The 14,687-nt window shown below is 69.1% G+C and carries 17 protein-coding genes; 5 read left to right on the top strand and 12 right to left on the bottom strand.

Features of this window, described 5'->3' with window-relative positions:
* The first annotated feature begins 35 nt into the window (after window positions 1-35).
* Both H074_RS37915 and H074_RS37910 read left to right on the top strand, forming a co-directional pair.
* The gene (locus H074_RS37915; RefSeq protein ID WP_007035404.1) at window positions 36-488 is read left to right on the top strand and encodes an SRPBCC family protein; all 453 of its coding nucleotides are present in this window, start codon (window positions 36-38) and stop codon (window positions 486-488) included.
* Window positions 485-1,183 (top strand): SDR family oxidoreductase, encoded by a 699-nt coding sequence (locus H074_RS37910; RefSeq protein ID WP_007035403.1) that lies wholly within the window; start codon window positions 485-487, stop codon window positions 1,181-1,183. The genes H074_RS37915 and H074_RS37910 overlap by 4 nt, the downstream gene beginning before the upstream one ends.
* On the opposite strand, the gene H074_RS37905 is transcribed toward H074_RS37910, so the two are convergent.
* From H074_RS37905 to pafA, 4 genes are all read right to left on the bottom strand, one after another.
* Window positions 1,180-2,043, bottom strand: a complete 864-nt coding sequence (locus tag H074_RS37905) for a TIGR03620 family F420-dependent LLM class oxidoreductase (RefSeq protein ID WP_007035402.1) — start codon at window positions 2,041-2,043, stop codon at window positions 1,180-1,182. The genes H074_RS37910 and H074_RS37905 overlap by 4 nt on opposite strands.
* A 71-nt stretch (window positions 2,044-2,114) precedes the next feature.
* Entirely contained in the window at window positions 2,115-2,456 is a 342-nt protein-coding gene (locus tag H074_RS37900) for an ArsR/SmtB family transcription factor (RefSeq protein WP_007035401.1), read from the bottom strand.
* Window positions 2,457-2,468: 12 nt separating this feature from the next.
* Entirely contained in the window at window positions 2,469-3,509 is a 1,041-nt protein-coding gene (locus H074_RS37895) for a WD40/YVTN/BNR-like repeat-containing protein (RefSeq protein ID WP_007035400.1), read from the bottom strand.
* A gap of 80 nt (window positions 3,510-3,589) precedes the next feature.
* On the bottom strand, window positions 3,590-4,948 hold the full coding sequence (gene pafA / locus H074_RS37890) for a Pup--protein ligase (RefSeq protein WP_007035399.1): 1,359 nt from the start codon (window positions 4,946-4,948) through the stop codon (window positions 3,590-3,592).
* Window positions 4,949-5,095: 147 nt separating this feature from the next.
* On the opposite strand from pafA, the gene H074_RS37885 reads away from it, so the two are divergent.
* A complete protein-coding gene (locus H074_RS37885; protein WP_039924549.1) occupies window positions 5,096-6,574 on the top strand; it encodes a bifunctional phosphatase PAP2/diacylglycerol kinase family protein in 1,479 nt (492 codons plus the stop codon).
* Window positions 6,575-6,581: 7 nt separating this feature from the next.
* On the opposite strand, the gene H074_RS37880 is transcribed toward H074_RS37885, so the two are convergent.
* Window positions 6,582-7,556, bottom strand: coding sequence for an ArsR/SmtB family transcription factor (locus tag H074_RS37880; RefSeq protein WP_007035397.1), 975 nt, complete (start codon window positions 7,554-7,556; stop codon window positions 6,582-6,584).
* A gap of 286 nt (window positions 7,557-7,842) precedes the next feature.
* Between H074_RS37880 and H074_RS37875 the strand changes: the two genes are divergently transcribed.
* Window positions 7,843-8,481 (top strand): RICIN domain-containing protein, encoded by a 639-nt coding sequence (locus H074_RS37875; protein ID WP_039924536.1) that lies wholly within the window; start codon window positions 7,843-7,845, stop codon window positions 8,479-8,481.
* 159 nt (window positions 8,482-8,640) lie between these two features.
* Here H074_RS37875 and prcA read toward each other — a convergent pair whose 3' ends face one another.
* The 4 genes from prcA to dop form a co-directional block, all read right to left on the bottom strand.
* Complete coding sequence (gene prcA / locus H074_RS37870) at window positions 8,641-9,402, bottom strand: proteasome subunit alpha (protein ID WP_007035395.1); 762 nt, start codon at window positions 9,400-9,402, stop codon at window positions 8,641-8,643.
* Between the two features lie 52 nt (window positions 9,403-9,454).
* Window positions 9,455-10,291 carry a proteasome subunit beta gene (gene prcB / locus H074_RS37865; RefSeq protein WP_007035394.1) on the bottom strand — a complete coding sequence of 279 codons (837 nt, stop codon included), beginning with the start codon at window positions 10,289-10,291 and terminating at the stop codon, window positions 9,455-9,457.
* 73 nt (window positions 10,292-10,364) lie between these two features.
* Complete coding sequence (locus H074_RS37860; RefSeq protein ID WP_005150863.1) at window positions 10,365-10,559, bottom strand: ubiquitin-like protein Pup; 195 nt, start codon at window positions 10,557-10,559, stop codon at window positions 10,365-10,367.
* 97 nt (window positions 10,560-10,656) lie between these two features.
* A complete protein-coding gene (gene dop / locus H074_RS37855) occupies window positions 10,657-12,159 on the bottom strand; it encodes a depupylase/deamidase Dop (protein ID WP_039924535.1) in 1,503 nt (500 codons plus the stop codon).
* Between the two features lie 43 nt (window positions 12,160-12,202).
* Here dop and H074_RS37850 point away from each other — a divergent pair, with 43 nt between their 5' ends.
* Entirely contained in the window at window positions 12,203-12,721 is a 519-nt protein-coding gene (locus tag H074_RS37850) for an NUDIX hydrolase (RefSeq protein ID WP_007035392.1), read from the top strand.
* Here H074_RS37850 and H074_RS37845 read toward each other — a convergent pair.
* From H074_RS37845 to H074_RS37835, 3 genes are read right to left on the bottom strand one after another with little or no spacing between them, the layout of a single operon-like run.
* On the bottom strand, window positions 12,718-13,323 hold the full coding sequence (locus H074_RS37845; protein WP_007035391.1) for a hypothetical protein: 606 nt from the start codon (window positions 13,321-13,323) through the stop codon (window positions 12,718-12,720). The two genes, H074_RS37850 and H074_RS37845, sit on opposite strands and share 4 nt — an antisense overlap.
* A 55-nt stretch (window positions 13,324-13,378) precedes the next feature.
* Window positions 13,379-14,332, bottom strand: a complete 954-nt coding sequence (locus H074_RS37840; RefSeq protein WP_007035390.1) for an aldo/keto reductase — start codon at window positions 14,330-14,332, stop codon at window positions 13,379-13,381.
* Complete coding sequence (locus tag H074_RS37835) at window positions 14,329-14,673, bottom strand: hypothetical protein (RefSeq protein ID WP_007035389.1); 345 nt, start codon at window positions 14,671-14,673, stop codon at window positions 14,329-14,331. Before H074_RS37835 ends, H074_RS37840 begins: the two co-directional genes overlap by 4 nt.
* Window positions 14,674-14,687 lie beyond the last annotated feature (14 nt).

The raw sequence follows: 14,687 nt of genomic DNA, 5'->3' as shown, positions 1-14,687 counted from the left end.
TGACGCTTAATTAAGCCCTCGGTTATCTTCGCATTATGGACAACGACGTGACCCGGCTCGAACTCCGGCGCGAGTACCCGGACCCGATCGAAGACGTCTGGTCGGCGCTCACCGAATCCGACCGCATGGCGCGTTGGATCGGCACGTGGACGGGCGAGGCCGGGGCCGGCAACACGATCATGCTGTCGATGACCGCGGAGGAAGGTTCCGAACCGGGGCCCGCCATCATCCGGGAATGTGATCCACCGAAGCGGCTGGTGGTGGATCTGGGCGTGACCGACCAGCCCGCATGGCGGGTGGAGCTGACCTTGACCCCGCAGGGAGACGGCACGGTGCTCGACTTCGTGCACCTGCTGCCCAAGTCCGATTCGGACACCTCGGACATCCTCAAGGGCTGGCACTTCTACCTCGACCGGCTGGGTGCCGCCCTCGTCGGCGAACCGGTGCCCGAATGGGACACCTACACGCCGCCTAGTTTGGAGGAATGAACGATCGAGTACTGCTGATCACCGGCGCCTCCCGCGGTCTCGGCGAGGCCACCGCACGCCGGGCCGCGGCGGCCGGGTTCCGGCTGGCGTTGCTCTCTCGCGACAGCGAGGCACTACTCCCGCTCGTCGCCGAGTTCGGCGAGGATCGCGCCCTCGCGCTCGCGGTGGACGTCACCGACTGGAAGTCACTGTCCACGGCCGTCGAGACGGTCAAGAACACCTTCGGACGGCTGGACGCGGTGTTCGCCAACGCGGGGCAGAGCGTCGTGGTCTCGTTCTTCGGCGACGGCGGCGCGGACCCCGAACAGTGGCGGGACATGGTGCTGACGAACGTCTACGGCACCGCGCTCACCGCGCGGGCGACCCTGCCGTCGCTCGCGGAATCGAAGGGACACCTCGTGCTCACCGGTTCGGTCGCCGGGCGCTACCACCGGCCCGGGAACCTCTACTCGGCGACGAAATGGGCCGTGACCGGGCTCGCCGGGTCCATTCGCGAGGAGGCCGTCGGCACCGGCGTCCGGGTCACCGTCGTGCAGCCGGGCCTGGTCGACACCTCGATGATCCCCGAGGACTCCAAGTCCAAGCCGAAGCTGGAACCCGACGACATCGCGAGGGCGGTGCTCTACGCGCTGGAGCAGCCGCCCTCGGTCGACGTCAACGAGATCGTGGTCCGCCCGACCGGCCAGGTCCGCTAGCGCGGCAGCAGCGACTCGGCCAGCCGCCGCCAGTGCGGCATGGCCGACTCGCCCGGCTCGACACCGATGACCTGGATCCCGACGTGGTCGGCGCCCGCGTCGAGGTGGCCGCGCAGTTTCGCGGTGACGGTGTCGAGGTCACCCCAGAACACGAGATCGTCGACGAGCCGGTCACTGCCGCGGCCGCCGTCGATGTCGGCTTCGGTGTAGCCGAGACGGAGGAACTTGGCGACGTTGTACTTCGACGTCAGGTAGCCGTGCAGATGCTCACGGGCGATCTCGCGCGCCTTGCCCGGATCGGTTTCGAACAGCACGGCGTGCTCGACGCCGAGGAAGGCCTTCTCCCCCAGCACTTCCCTCGCCTGGGCGGTGTGCGACACCGTCACGTGGTAGGTGTGCGCGCCCTCGGACCGGTCGCGGGCCAGGCCGAGCATCTTCGGCCCGTACGCCGCCAGCAGCCGCCGGACCGGCACGGCGGGCAGCGGGTTCGCGCTGGTGACCGCGTCGAGTTCGTCGAGGTAGTCGTTCATCGCCTCCAGCGGCTTGACGCCGGGACGGGCGCCACCGAAGCCGAGCCCCAGGACGTGCCGGCCCGGATACGCGTCGGCGAGCAGGAGCGCCGCACCGCGGGTCCACCGCGCCCCGCGGGAGTCGATGCGCGCGATCCCGTTGACCACGGCCATGCGCTCGGTGGACGCGAGCAGGAACCCGGCGTGGGTCAGCGCTTCGCGCCCGTCCCGTTCCGGGATCCAGATCGCGGGCCAGCCGAGTTCTTCCAGTTCCCGCACCGAATCCCGCAGCATGCTCGCGGGCTGATCCTCGAAGTCGAACGTCCAGATCCCGAAACGCCCCAGTTCCATCTGTCTCTCCTCAGGTCGAGTCCAACATATCGAAGTATCGCAGATTCTCGATATGTTATTCCCGGCCGAGCTCAGATGGAGCGTCCCAGCAGGTCGACGAGCTGCGCGATCCGCTGTTCGTCACGGCGGTAGTGCGTCCACTTCCCCACCCGGGTGGACTGGACGAGCCCGGCGCGCTGCAGCAACGCCATGTACGCCGACACGGTGGATTGCGCGAGGCCCAGCTTCTCCTGGAGGTGGCTGACGCAGACGCCGACCTCGTTCTGGTCGGCGATCGCCTTCTCCGGCGGGAAATGCCGGTCCGGCTCGCGCAGCCATCCGAGCACCTGGAGCCGGATCGGGTTGGCGAGCGCCTTCAACACCTCGACCAGATGATCGGTGATCTCCGGGACTGGTTCGGCTTGTGCGGTCATAGTCCTTCGAGTTTAAGCCGTGCCGAGCCGCGCGGCCCGGCCCTTCGCCCCGCTCGCCCAGCACGCGCCGCGAGCGCAGTCGACCGAGTCCAGCGATCCGGTGTCGAACGACTTCCAATGCCGTCCGCCGTCCGGACTCAGATCGCTCCCGCCGGGACCGACCGCGATCACGGTGTTCCCCAGCCACGCCAGGCCCGAGCGGTAGCCGACCGGGGCCTCGGACGGCGTCCGCCAGGTGCGTCCCTCGTCCGCGCTGAGCGCGACCGCCGGGCCGGGAGCGTTCGGCGCCGCGTAGTCGCCGCCGATGGCCACGCCGTGCCGCGGGTCCCGGAACGTCACCGAGAAGACCCCGGCGGAGGCGCCGCTGGGCAACGGGGTGTCGGCGGCTTCCCAGGTCGTCCCGCCGTCGCCGGAGTGCAGGACCCGTGCGCGGGCCCCGCCGCCGGTGGCGATCCAGGCGTCACGCGGACCCGACGTGGTGAGGCACTGGCCGCTGGCGGCGAACCCGAACTCGCCGTCGAGCGCGGGGACCATGCCCTCGGCGGGCACGGGCTTCCACGTGCGACCGCCGTCCGAAGTGGACTGCAACCGGAACTTGCCGTCCACCGGATCGCTCATCGCGAGGCCGCGCCGGTGGTCGAAGAACGCGACACAGTCGTAGAAGGCGGCCGGGTCGCTGTTCTGGAAGGACAGTCGCCAGCTCTTGCCGCCGTTGTCCGTGCGATAGATCCGGGACGCGTCGCCGGGCCCGATCGACAGCGCGACCGCGTGATCGGCGTCGAAGGCCTCGATGTCACGGAAGTCGAGCGCCTCGGTGCCCGCCGGAGCGACGGGCTTCCAGGTGCGGCCGCGATCGGTGGTGCGCAGGATGGTGCCCTTGCTGCCACTGACCCACGCCGTGCGGGAATCCACCGCGGAGAGGCCGCGCAGCTGCGCGTCCGTACCCGTCGGGGTCTCGGTCCACGCGGGCTCGGGACATTCCGGCGCGGCCTGCGCGACGCCGGTGAACGCCAGCGGGACGACCGCTCCCAGCAGGACCAGCAACGCACGCATCGGCGCACCTCTCCCTTGAATATCCGTGAAGGCCACCTTAAAGGGCGCGGCGCCTTCCAAGATGGCCTTCACGGAGTAATTCAGAGCGAGGAGATGAGCCTTTCGACGCGTTCGTCCACCGAGCGGAACGGGTCCTTGCACAGCACGGTCCGCTGCGCCTGGTCGTTCAGCTTGAGGTGCACCCAGTCCACGGTGAAGTCTCGCCCGGCGGCCTGCGCGGCGGCGATGAAGTCACCGCGCAGCTTCGCCCGCGTGGTCTGCGGCGGGGTGTCCTTGGCCAGTTCGATCTCGCCGTCGTCGGTGACCCGCCGGACGAGCCCCTTCCGCTGCAACAGGTCGAAGATGCCGCGGCCACGCCGGATGTCGTGGTAGGCCAGGTCGAGCTGGGCGATCCGCGGGCTCGACAGGTCGAGGTCGTGCTTGTTGCGGTAACGCTCGACCAGCCGGTGCTTGATCGCCCAGTCGATCTCGGTGTCGATCTTGCTGAAGTCCTGCTGCTCGACCGCCTCCAGCGCCCGTCCCCACAGTTCGACGACGCGCTCGGACTGCGGCGACGAACCGGTCTCCTTGACGTGCTGGACGGCGCGGGCGTGGTACTCGCGCTGGATGTCCAGCGCGGACGCCTCGCGACCGCCGGCGAGCCGCACCTGGCGGCGGCCGGTGAGGTCGTGACTGATCTCGCGGATGGCCCTTATGGGGTTGTCCAGGGTGAAGTCGCGGAACTGGACGCCCGCTTCGATCATCTCCAGCACCAGGTTCGCCGATCCGACCTTGAGCATCGTGGTCGGTTCGGCCATGTTCGAGTCACCGACGATCACGTGCAGGCGCCGGTAGCGTTCGGCGTCGGCGTGCGGCTCGTCGCGGGTGTTGATGATCGGCCGCGAGCGTGTGGTGGCGCTGGAGACCCCTTCCCAGATGTGTTCCGCCCGCTGGGAAAGGCAGTACACCGCGCCGCGCGGCGTCTGCAGCACCTTGCCCGCGCCGCAGATCAGCTGCCGGGTCACCAGGAACGGCAGCAGCACGTCGGCGATCCGGGAGAACTCCCCGGCGCGGGTCACCAGGTAGTTCTCGTGGCAGCCGTAGGAGTTGCCCGCCGAGTCGGTGTTGTTCTTGAACAGGAAGATGTCGCCGCCGATGCCCTCGTCCGCCAGCCGCCGCTCCGCGTCGACCAGCAGGTCCTCGAGGATCCGCTCCCCCGCCTTGTCGTGCGTGACGAGCTGGACGAGGTCGTCGCATTCGGCCGTCGCGTACTCCGGGTGGGAGCCCACGTCGAGGTAGAGCCGCGAGCCGTTCGACAGGAAGACGTTCGACGAACGCCCCCAGGACACGACACGCCGAAACAGGTAACGCGCCACTTCGTCCGGGGAGAGCCTGCGTTGCCCGTGAAAGGTGCACGTGACCCCGAACTCGGTCTCGATGCCAAAGATCCGCCGCTGCATCCCACCAGAGTAGGCGGTGAGGACCCGCTGACGGTGCGCCGTTCGGGCGGCGACACGCGGTCGGTACGTTGCGTTCGGTGAAAGGTGTGCGGGACATCCCGATCGGGTATCACGCGCATGACGTCCTGGGCCGGAAGTGGGGAACCCGTGTTAAAGCAGCTCAAGCGCCCTTTTCGCAAGGTCGGGCGGACCGATCGGCGGCTGATGGCACGGAGTGCGGCCTTGCCGAGGACCAGGGCCGACGACGTGATCACGTCACTCTCGAAAAGTGCGGACAAATCCAAGCTTTGGTGGTGTGTCGCGGTCCTGCTCGCGGCGAAGAAGGGTCCGGCGCGCCGGGGCGCGCTCCGTGGCGTGGCCGCCATCGCCGGGGCGAGCGCGGCGGCGAACCTGATCGGCAAGCCGCTGTTCCCCCGACGCCGCCCCGCGGCCGAAGAGGTGCCGATGCACCGGCGCCTCGTCCGGCGGCCGACCTCGTCGTCGTTCCCGTCCGGACACTCGGCGTCGGCGGCCGCCTTCGTCACCGCCGTCGCGATGGAATCGCCCAAGACCGGCGCCGCACTCGTGCCGCTGGCCGCCGCCGTCGCCTATTCCCGGGTCCACACCGGCGTCCACTGGCCCAGTGACGTCGGCGTGGGGATCGGCATCGGCATCGGCGCCGGCCTGCTGACGCGGCACTGGTGGCCGCTGAACGATGACGTCCCCGGCCGCACCGCGCACACCGCCGAAGCGCCCGAGATGCGCGACGGCGAAGACATGCTCGTCCTGGTCAACCCGCATTCGGGGATCGACGGCCAGGATCCGACCGAGGAAGCCCGCTTCGCCTGGCCCAAGGCCACCATCCTCTACCCGGACGCGAAACGGGACCTGCGCGATCAGCTCTGCGACGAGATCGCCGCCCGCGACAACACCGTGCGCGCGCTCGGTGTCGCCGGCGGGGACGGGACGGTCGCCGCGGTGGCCGCCGTCGCGGCCGATCACGACCTGCCGCTCGCGCTCATCCCGGCGGGCACCCTCAACCACTTCGCCCGCGACGTCGGCATGCGCTCGATGCCCGACGCGGACGCCGCCACCGAAGCGGGCAACGCCGTCGGGGTCGACCTCGGCGAGGTCAAGATCAACGACGGTGACGACCACCGCTACTTCGTCAACACCGCCAGCCTCGGCGGCTACCCGGAAATGGTCCGGATCCGGGAAAAGCTGCAGAAGCGGCACCCGAAGTGGCCGTCCGCGGCCATCGCGCTCGCCCGAACCCTGCGACGCGCGAAGCCGCTGGAAGTGACCCTCAACGGCAAACACACCAGCATCTGGCTGCTGTTCGTCGGCAACGGCACCTACTCGCCGAAGGGGTTCGCGCCCTCACGCCGCCCGGCACTCGACACCGGCCTTCTCGACGTCCGCTACCTGCGGGCCGACGTGCCGTATTCGCGGGCGCGGTTCATCCTCGCCACCATCACGAACAGCCTCAACGCCAGCCACGTCTACCAGGAACTCGACGTCCCGGAGCTGCACGTCCGGCTGCTCAACGGCAACCGCCGCGTCGCCACGGACGGCGAGGTCGGCCCGCTCGGCAACGACTTCCGCTTCCGGTCGCGGCCCAGCGCGCTCACCATCTACCGGCTCTAGGACATGGCTAGGCGCCGAGCAGGGCGCTGCCCAGAGGCGTCAGCGAGTGCAGCACGGCGTTGCGGTCGCGTTCGGTGGTGATCAGCCCCGCGCGTCGCAACACGGCGGCGTGTTTGCTGGCCGCCGACGGGGTCACGCCCAGCCTGGCGGCCAGCTCCGACGTGCTGCAGCCGACCGCCAGGACCGCCAACGTCGCCGCCCGGGTCGGCCCGAGCAGGTCGGCGAGGGCGGTGCCCGGCGATCTCCGCACGTCGCGGCCGTACCCGGTCGACGGGGCCGCCTGCCGCACCGATGGGTAGAGCAACCGAACCGGTGATCGCCCCGCCGCCGGAACGATCACCGGGCACACCGCGAAGTAGGTCGGCGAGATCAGCAGCCCGGCGCCGCCCGCGCCGCAGGAACCGACGATCCCGTCGCCGACCTGGAGCGTCGGAGACGACCAGCGCACCAGCGGCCGCAGGCTCGTCAGCACCGCGTCCACCCCGTCGTGCAGCAGCAGCTGCGCCCGCATTCCGCGGTCCGCGTCGACCTGGGCGCGCGCCGGGTCCCATCCCGGCGCCAGCGACAGTTCGAAATACTCCTGCATCGCCTGGACGAGCTTCGGCAGCCCGGCGGTGTCCCCGTCCGGCAACCCCGCCGCCCAAGCCGGCAATTCGCGGTTCGCCGGGAAATCCCGCAACGCCGATTTCAAACCCACCGAGTCGGTCCGGGCGACCTCCGCGAGCCCAGCCTCCAAACCGCTCTCGTCCGCGTCCGGCACGAGGAACGCCGGGATCGGCGCGTACGGGCGGCACAACCACAGCAGCACCGAAGCCGACTCCGCCAACCCGAGCCGGACGCGATGCCGCCACCGGTTGAACAACGCCGAGCCCGCATCGCGCCGTTGCAGGATCTGCAGACTCGAAACCAGCTCGGCCAAGGGATCGGCTTCGGGCGCGAGCCGGACGCGCGTCAGGTCCTGCAACGTCAGCTCGATGCGCACGGATGTCCTCGCCTTGATCGAAGTCGTCGCCGTGTGATCGCGAGCCGGGCCATTCCGTTACATCGCTGAACTGCCCTATTGCCGCTCCCGGAAATCTCCTCGACGGCAGTGGTTCAGACCTGAATGATGTTCGCAGAAGGTCCGTTTCTCGGGGGTTTTACGCGGAGCCTTCCACGAGGGGGATTAACCGGCTGGGCCTACGGGCCGCGTTTCGTCGCGACCTGTCGCCTCCTGTCGTTCCCCTTCACCTCACTGGGAGAAAACGCTTTCCACAAAGGGGAAAGAAATGACGAAAATGAAGCGTCTGGCGGGAATCATCGCCGCCGCCGCGGGTGTCCTGACCCTGGTCACCGCACCCGCCGCCACCGCGGCCCCGAAGCCCGCCGGCGACGGGTTCAAGACGGTCACCGTGCACGGCATCAAGCTCATCCCGGTCAAGCGCACCTCGACCGGCGCTCGCACGCAGGCCGCCGGCGTGGCCGACGCGGACATGTTCCTCATCCCGTCCGGCCTGGACCCGAACAAGTGCTGGGACGCCGACCTGGGCACCATCAACCGCAACGGCACCAAGATGCAGGTCTGGGACTGCAACATGGACGCGGACCACCAGGCGTTCTACATCACCGACAACCCCGAGGGCTACACCCGCTTCCAGAACGTGGCCAGCGGCCGCTACCTGGACGCGGACCTCAACACCATGAACCAGAACGGCACCATCGTGCAGCTGTGGGACTTCATCCCCGGCGCCAAGAACCAGTGGTGGGGCGGCAGCGTCAACCCCGAGGGTTACGTCCGCTTCCAGAGCCCGAGCAGCGGTCGCTACCTGACCGCGGAGGGCAACTCGGCCACCAACGGCACGCGGCTCCAGCTGTGGAGCTTCATCGCCGGCGGCCGCAGCCAGTGGTGGGGCACCGGTCCTGCCTGAGGTCGTGAGGTCACCGGGGTCGTGAGTGGTGAGGACGGTTAGAACCGTCCTCACCACTCACGAGCCCCACCACGTTCCGCTCAGATCGCCTGAAGTACGTGAAGGCCCCCTTCCTTGCGCCTAGCGCAAGGAAGGGGGCCTTCACGTACTTGCCGAGGTTCAGTCCTTCTTGGACTCACCGTCGGGCTTGTCGCCCTCGGCGTCGTCCTTCTTCGGCTCCTCCGGCTCGGCGGGCAGGAGCGCGTCCAGCGCCGCACCGGCGACCCGGCGGAACTTGCGGCCGCGCCGCTCCCGCTCCAGGACGGCGACCTCGAGCTTCACCGGGTCCGAGTCGCCGTTCGTGGGTGTGGGGGTGTTGTCGCGCAACGCCTTTACCGCGACCCCCAGCGCCACGCCCAGCTCCATGTCCGGCTCGAAGCTCTCCTTCAGCTTCGTGGTGAGAGTGTCGGCCTGACCGCCCATCACGACGAACTCCGGCTCGTCGAAGATCGAGCCGTCGTAGGTCAACCGGTACAGCTGGTCCTCGGCGGCGGTCGCGCCGACCTCGGCGACACAGACCTCCACCTCGAACGGCTTCAGCTGCTCGGTGAAGATGCTGCCCAGCGTCGCGGCGTACGCGTTCGCCAGCGCACGCGCGCTGACGTCCCGCCGGTCGTACTGGTAACCCTTCAGATCCGCGTGCCGGATACCGGCGACGCGGAGGTTTTCGAACTCGCTGTAGCGGCCCACGGCCGCGAAACCGATCCGGTCGTAGATCTCCGACACCTTGTGCAACGTCGCCGAGGGGTTCTCGGCCACGAACAGCACGCCACCGCGGTACTTGAGCACGACCACGCTCCGGCCACGCGCGATGCCCTTGCGCGCGATCTCGGAACGCTCCCGCATCAGCTGCTCGGGAGAGGCGTACAACGGCATCGTCACTGTGGTGCTCCGCTCTTTCGGGCTCTCATCGGAAAGGGAACAGGGAGGAGGGCTAGCGCCCGCGCTCGGCGCGTCCGGCCACGACCGCCTCGGCCACCGCGGTCGTCTGCTCGAGCGGCAACGCCACCGCACCCTGCTCCGCGGTGACCGTCACGATCGTCGGGAAGATCCGGCGCACCAGATCCGGCCCGCCGGTCGCGGTGTCGTCGTCCGCCGCGTCGTACAACGCCTCGACCGCCGTCCGGATCGCGCCTTCGGCGTCCGCGTCCGGGTCGTACAGCTTCTTCAGCGACCCCTTCGCGAACAGCGAACCCGAACCGATGGCGTGGTAGCCCGCGTTCTCCTCGTAGCGCCCGCCCGTCGCGTCGTACGAGACGATCCGGCCCGCGTGCTTCGCGTCCTCGGCGTCGAGGTCGTACCCGACGAACAGCGGAAGCACGGCCAGCCCCGCCATCGCCATCTCTAGATTGGACTTCACCAGCCCCGCGAGCTTGTTCGTCTTGCCGTCGAGCGAGAGCGAGACACCCTCGATCTTCTCGTAGTGCGCCAGTTCGACCGCGTACAGCCGCACCATCTCGATCGCAAGCCCGGCAGAGCCCGCGATGCCCACCGCCGAGTACTCGTCGGTGACGTGGACCTTCTCCATGTCGCGAGAAGCGATCAGGTTGCCCGACGTCGCCCGCCGGTCACCGGCGATCAGCACCCCGCCCGCGAACTTGACCGCGACGATAGTCGTCCCGTGCGGCGCGTCCAGCCTGCCCGCGTCCGCCGCGACCCGCCGCTCCGGGAGCAGCTCGGGCGCCTGCGCCCGAAGGAAGTCCGAGAACGACGAGGTCGCCGACGAGAAGTACGCGGCGGGCAGCGCCGACTTAACCGAGGTGTGTTCCATACGTGCTCAAAGTTCCAATCTGTGTGATCCGCCGGCTCCGCACAGGCGGCCGCGCGGGCCGCCGGAAGACGGGTTACTCGCCGCCCTTTTGCACGTACGCGCGGACGAAGTCCTCGGCGTTCTCCTCGAGCACGTCGTCGATCTCGTCGAGGATCGTGTCGACGTCCTCACCGAGTTTCTCGCGCCGCTCCTGGCCCGCCGGACCGCCGCCCTCGAACTCTTCGTCCGAGTCGCCTCCGCCGTGCTTTTCGATCTTTTCCTGAGCCATCTCGCCTCCCGGTGTGGCCGATGTTCCTTAGCCTACCCAGCGGTCCCGACATTCCGTGGGATCCGTGATCGCTTAACCCCGATGAAAGGAAATCCCGCTAGTCCGAACCGGTGAGCGCCTCCACCAGCTCCTCGGCGGTCGCGGAGTCGTCCAGCAACTTCCCCACGTGGGCCTTCGTGCCCCGCAACGGCTCCAACGTCGGGATCCGCACCAGCGATTCCCTGCCGACGTCGAAGATGACCGAATCCCACGACGCCGCGGCGATGGAGTTGGCGTACTTCTCCAGCGTGCGGCCCCGGAAATAGGCCCTGGTGTCCGAAGGCGGGGTCGTGACCGCCTCCAGCACCTCCTCCTCGGTCACCAGGCGCTTCATCGAACCCCTGGTGACGAGCCTGTTGTACAGGCCCTTGTCCAGCCGGACATCCGAGTACTGCAGGTCGACCAGCCGCAACCGCGGCGCGCCCCAGGCCAGCTGGTCCCGCGCGCGGTAGCCCTCGAGCAATCGCAGCTTCGCGGGCCAGTCCAGCCTGTCCGCGCATTCCTGGGGATCCCGCGCCAGTGCGTCCAGGATCTCGCCCCAGACCCGCAGGACCTCCTTGGAGGCTTCGTCCGCGCCGGTGCGCTCCAGGTTCGCCGACGCGATCTCGTGGTAGGCGAACTGAAGGTCCAGCCCGGTGTACTTGCGCCCATTGGCCAGCGACACCTTCGCCTTCAGCGTCGGATCGTGGCTGATCTGGTGCACGGCCCGCACCGGTTCGTCCAGTTTCAGGTCGTCGAACCGGATGCCCGCCTCGATCAGGTCCAGCACCAGCGCCGTCGTGCCGACCTTGAGGTACGTCGAGTACTCGGCCAGGTTCGCGTCGCCGATGATGACGTGCAGACGGCGGTACTTGTCCGCGTCGGCGTGCGGCTCGTCGCGGGTGTTGATGATTCCGCGCTTGAGCGTCGTCTCCAGGCCGACCTCGACCTCGATGTAGTCGGAGCGCTGCGAGAGCTGGAAGCCCGCTTCCTCGCTCTGCTGCCCGACACCGACGCGGCCCGAGCCCGTGATCACCTGACGGGACACGAAGAACGGCGTCAGCCCGGCGATCACCGCGGTGAACGGGGTCGACCGCTGCATCAGGTAGTTCTCGTGCGTGCCGTAGCTCGCGCCCTTGCCGTCGACGTTGTTCTTGTACAACTGCAACGGCGGCTGCCCCGGGACGGTGGCCGCCTTGCGCGCCGCCTCCTCCATGACCCGTTCGCCCGCCTTGTCCCAGATGACCGCGTCACGCGCGTTCGTCACCTCGGGCGCCGAGTACTCCGGGTGGGCGTGGTCGACGTACAGCCGTGCCCCGTTGGTCAGGATCACGTTCGCCGCCCCGAGGTCCTCGACGTCCGGGTCGTGTCCTGGTCCGCTCGGGCCGGTCAGGTCGAACCCGCGGGCGTCGCGCAGGGGTGATTCCACCTCGTAGTCCCACCGCGCCCGCCTAGCCCGCGGGATGTCCGCCGCGGCCGCGTAGGCCAGCACGACCTGGGTCGAGGTGAGTACCGGGTTCGCCGTCGCGTCGCCCGGCACCGCGATGCCGTACTCGACTTCGGTTCCCATGATCCGCCGCATACCCACCACCCTACGGGGTCGGGGCCGTGCGACGATGCCCCCCATGTCAGGCAGTGACGAACTCGTTGCGCTCTATGACCTCGACGGAACCGCGGTGGGAGCGGCGACGCGCTCCCGGGTCCGCGCCGAAGGACTCTGGCACGCGGCCGGCGTGGTGTTGGTCCGTTCGGGTGATGGAAAGTCCGTCTACGTGCACCTGCGCACTCCCACGAAGGACGTCTATCCCTCCACTTGGGACTGCTGGGCGGGCGGCGTCGTCGCGGCGGGCGAGACCCCCGAGGAGTGCGCGCGCCGGGAACTGGCGGAAGAACTGGGTGTTCACGGAGTGGAACTACGGCTGCTTTTCACCCATGTCTACGACGAAGGCACGATCCGTTGCCACAACTTCGCCTTCGAGGCACGGTGGGACGGTCCGTTCGTCCATCAGACGTCCGAAGTCGCCGAAGGACGATGGCTGACGCTCGACGAGTTGCGTTCATGGCTCGACGATCCTTCGAGCGCGTTCGTGCCGGACGGCCGTCTCGGTGCGCTGGAGTGGTTCCGGCGGGAGGCCGCTCGCTAGGCCGAACGGAGGCGCTGCGCGACGATCGGCAACAGCCGCCTCGCCGCTTCCGTTGCCCTCGCCTCGGTCCCGGCGGTCACGCTGAGGGCGGAGACGAGGTTCCCTTTGGCGAGCAGCACCGTGCACGTCGTGCCATCACACCAGGCGCGCTGGACCTCGACGCCGGTTTGCTTCGCCAGAGTGAGCTTCTTGCCGTCGCAGTCCGCCTGGGTGACGACGTCCGAGGCGTCGCGGTCGGTGTACTCGGTGACCTGATGTTCCAGCGTCGAGCCACTCGCGTACGACCACGTCGCCGCGCGGCTCGTACCGCGGGTGAGACCGGTCAGACAGCCGGACACCTTGCCCTCGCCGGGGACGACCTCTTCCTCGGCGACGTCCTCGTCGGTCAGCAAGGCGGCGGAAACGGCCGCGGGGACGGGAGCCTGGGTCGACGGCGGCGGAACCGGGTCGGCCTGCGGTTTGACCGAGGGCTGTGAAGGCTCGACCGCGGGCGTCGGTGTCGGGTCGTCGTAGTAGGTGTCTAGATCGTTAGGACGGTCGGCGCACCCCGACAAACCGAACAGCGCGACCGTCGCCACCGCGAGCACCTGCCGATGACGCACCCTCGAGCCTCCCCGGTGTCCCGCCTGACGTTTGCCGCGAGACTAGTGCAGCCCCTCAATGCCAGCCGAGGCAGGACCTGTGCCGCCAGTAGGCGACCGGCTCTTCGGCGAGCGTCGCGAGTTCCGCGAGTTCGTCGGCGGTCAACTTCGCCTTCGCGGCAACGAGATTCTCGCGGAGTTGGGCCGTACTCGACGGGCCGACGACCGCGACCGGCCGCCAGTCCTGTGCCAGCACCGCCGCGATCGCCACCGCGTCCGGGCCTGCCCCGTGTTCCCGTGCGATCCGCGCGAGCACCGCCGGAGGCTCGACCACCAGCCGTCCGTTCGCGACGGTTTCCTTGACCAGCACCCGTTTCCCGGCGTCGCGCGCTTCCACGAGCGCCGGGCCGACGGATGGTTCGAGCAGGTTCCACGTCGACTGCACGGCGCTGAAGACCGGCGTTCCGGACACCTCCAGCTCGAACGCCCGGCGGACCGCGTCGGCCTGTGCCGGCCCGGACGTGGAGAACCCCACCGGCACACCGTCGGCGGCGAGTTCGGCCAGCGCGCCGATCAGCCGCTCGTCGGTGAACAGAGGACTGTCCACGGTGAGCGAGTGGACCTGGTAGAGCGAAATCGCTTTCCCCAGCAGGTCAACGGTTTCCGCCCACTGCTCGGCGAATCGCGCCGCGGTGTGCTCCTTGACCTCGTGCACCTCCGCGTCGAGCTTCCACTCCCCCACGTAGCGATAGCCCCATTTGCTCGACACCGTCACGTCCGCGTGGGCGCGATCGGCGAGCCAGCCGGCCAGGAACTCCTCCGAAGAACCATACGAACGGGCGACATCGATCCAGCGGACACCCGCGCGGTACGCGTCGTCCAGCACGTCGTAGGTCGCCGCGCGCATCGCCTCGAACTCGCGACCGGGCGGCAGCGCGTCGACGCGGCCCAGGTTGATGTACGCGGGCCTGCCGAGCGCCGCCAGTCCGACGGCGATCCGGTCGCCGACGGGGATTTCCGAGTCTGTCACCGGGCTCCTTCGTTCTTGTGGCGGAGGATCGCGAGCCACTGGCTCGCGTTCTGCGCCTGCCGATGAAGCTTTTCGAGGCGCGCCGCCGGCGCCCGAACGTAACCCTTGCCGAAGACGGGCGCGATCTGACGAAGGCTGGCACCTTCCTCCCTGGCGGCGAGCAGTGCCCAATCGGACGCGTCGGCGCAGGCCGCGGAGGCACGGCGCAACTCGCCTAGCAGCTCGATGAGTTCGGGGGCGCTCACCTCCCCCGCCTGGACGGCGGCGGCCGTTGTTTCCAGCCAGGCCAGGACATCGGCTTCGGTGATCGGCGCGCGCGGGCGCCCGGAGGATTCGCTCACAGCCCGTAAGTATA

The organism is Amycolatopsis decaplanina DSM 44594 (genome assembly GCF_000342005.1).
GTDB lineage: Bacteria > Actinomycetota > Actinomycetes > Mycobacteriales > Pseudonocardiaceae > Amycolatopsis > Amycolatopsis decaplanina.
This window is presented reverse-complemented; position numbering and strand designations above follow the sequence as displayed.

Excerpts from the sequence above, each read along its gene's own strand:
- H074_RS37915 (WP_007035404.1), top strand. The coding sequence starts at position 36 with ATGGACAACGACGTGACCCGGCTCGAACTCCGGCGCGAGTACCCGGAC.
- H074_RS37910 (WP_007035403.1), top strand. The coding sequence starts at position 485 with ATGAACGATCGAGTACTGCTGATCACCGGCGCCTCCCGCGGTCTCGGC.
- H074_RS37905 (WP_007035402.1), bottom strand. The coding sequence starts at position 2,043 with ATGGAACTGGGGCGTTTCGGGATCTGGACGTTCGACTTCGAGGATCAG.
- H074_RS37900 (WP_007035401.1), bottom strand. The coding sequence starts at position 2,456 with ATGACCGCACAAGCCGAACCAGTCCCGGAGATCACCGATCATCTGGTC.
- H074_RS37895 (WP_007035400.1), bottom strand. The coding sequence starts at position 3,509 with ATGCGTGCGTTGCTGGTCCTGCTGGGAGCGGTCGTCCCGCTGGCGTTC.
- pafA (WP_007035399.1), bottom strand. The coding sequence starts at position 4,948 with ATGCAGCGGCGGATCTTTGGCATCGAGACCGAGTTCGGGGTCACGTGC.
- H074_RS37875 (WP_039924536.1), top strand. The coding sequence starts at position 7,843 with ATGACGAAAATGAAGCGTCTGGCGGGAATCATCGCCGCCGCCGCGGGT.
- prcB (WP_007035394.1), bottom strand. The coding sequence starts at position 10,291 with ATGGAACACACCTCGGTTAAGTCGGCGCTGCCCGCCGCGTACTTCTCG.
- H074_RS37860 (WP_005150863.1), bottom strand. The coding sequence starts at position 10,559 with ATGGCTCAGGAAAAGATCGAAAAGCACGGCGGAGGCGACTCGGACGAA.
- dop (WP_039924535.1), bottom strand. The coding sequence starts at position 12,159 with ATGCGGCGGATCATGGGAACCGAAGTCGAGTACGGCATCGCGGTGCCG.
- H074_RS37850 (WP_007035392.1), top strand. The coding sequence starts at position 12,203 with ATGTCAGGCAGTGACGAACTCGTTGCGCTCTATGACCTCGACGGAACC.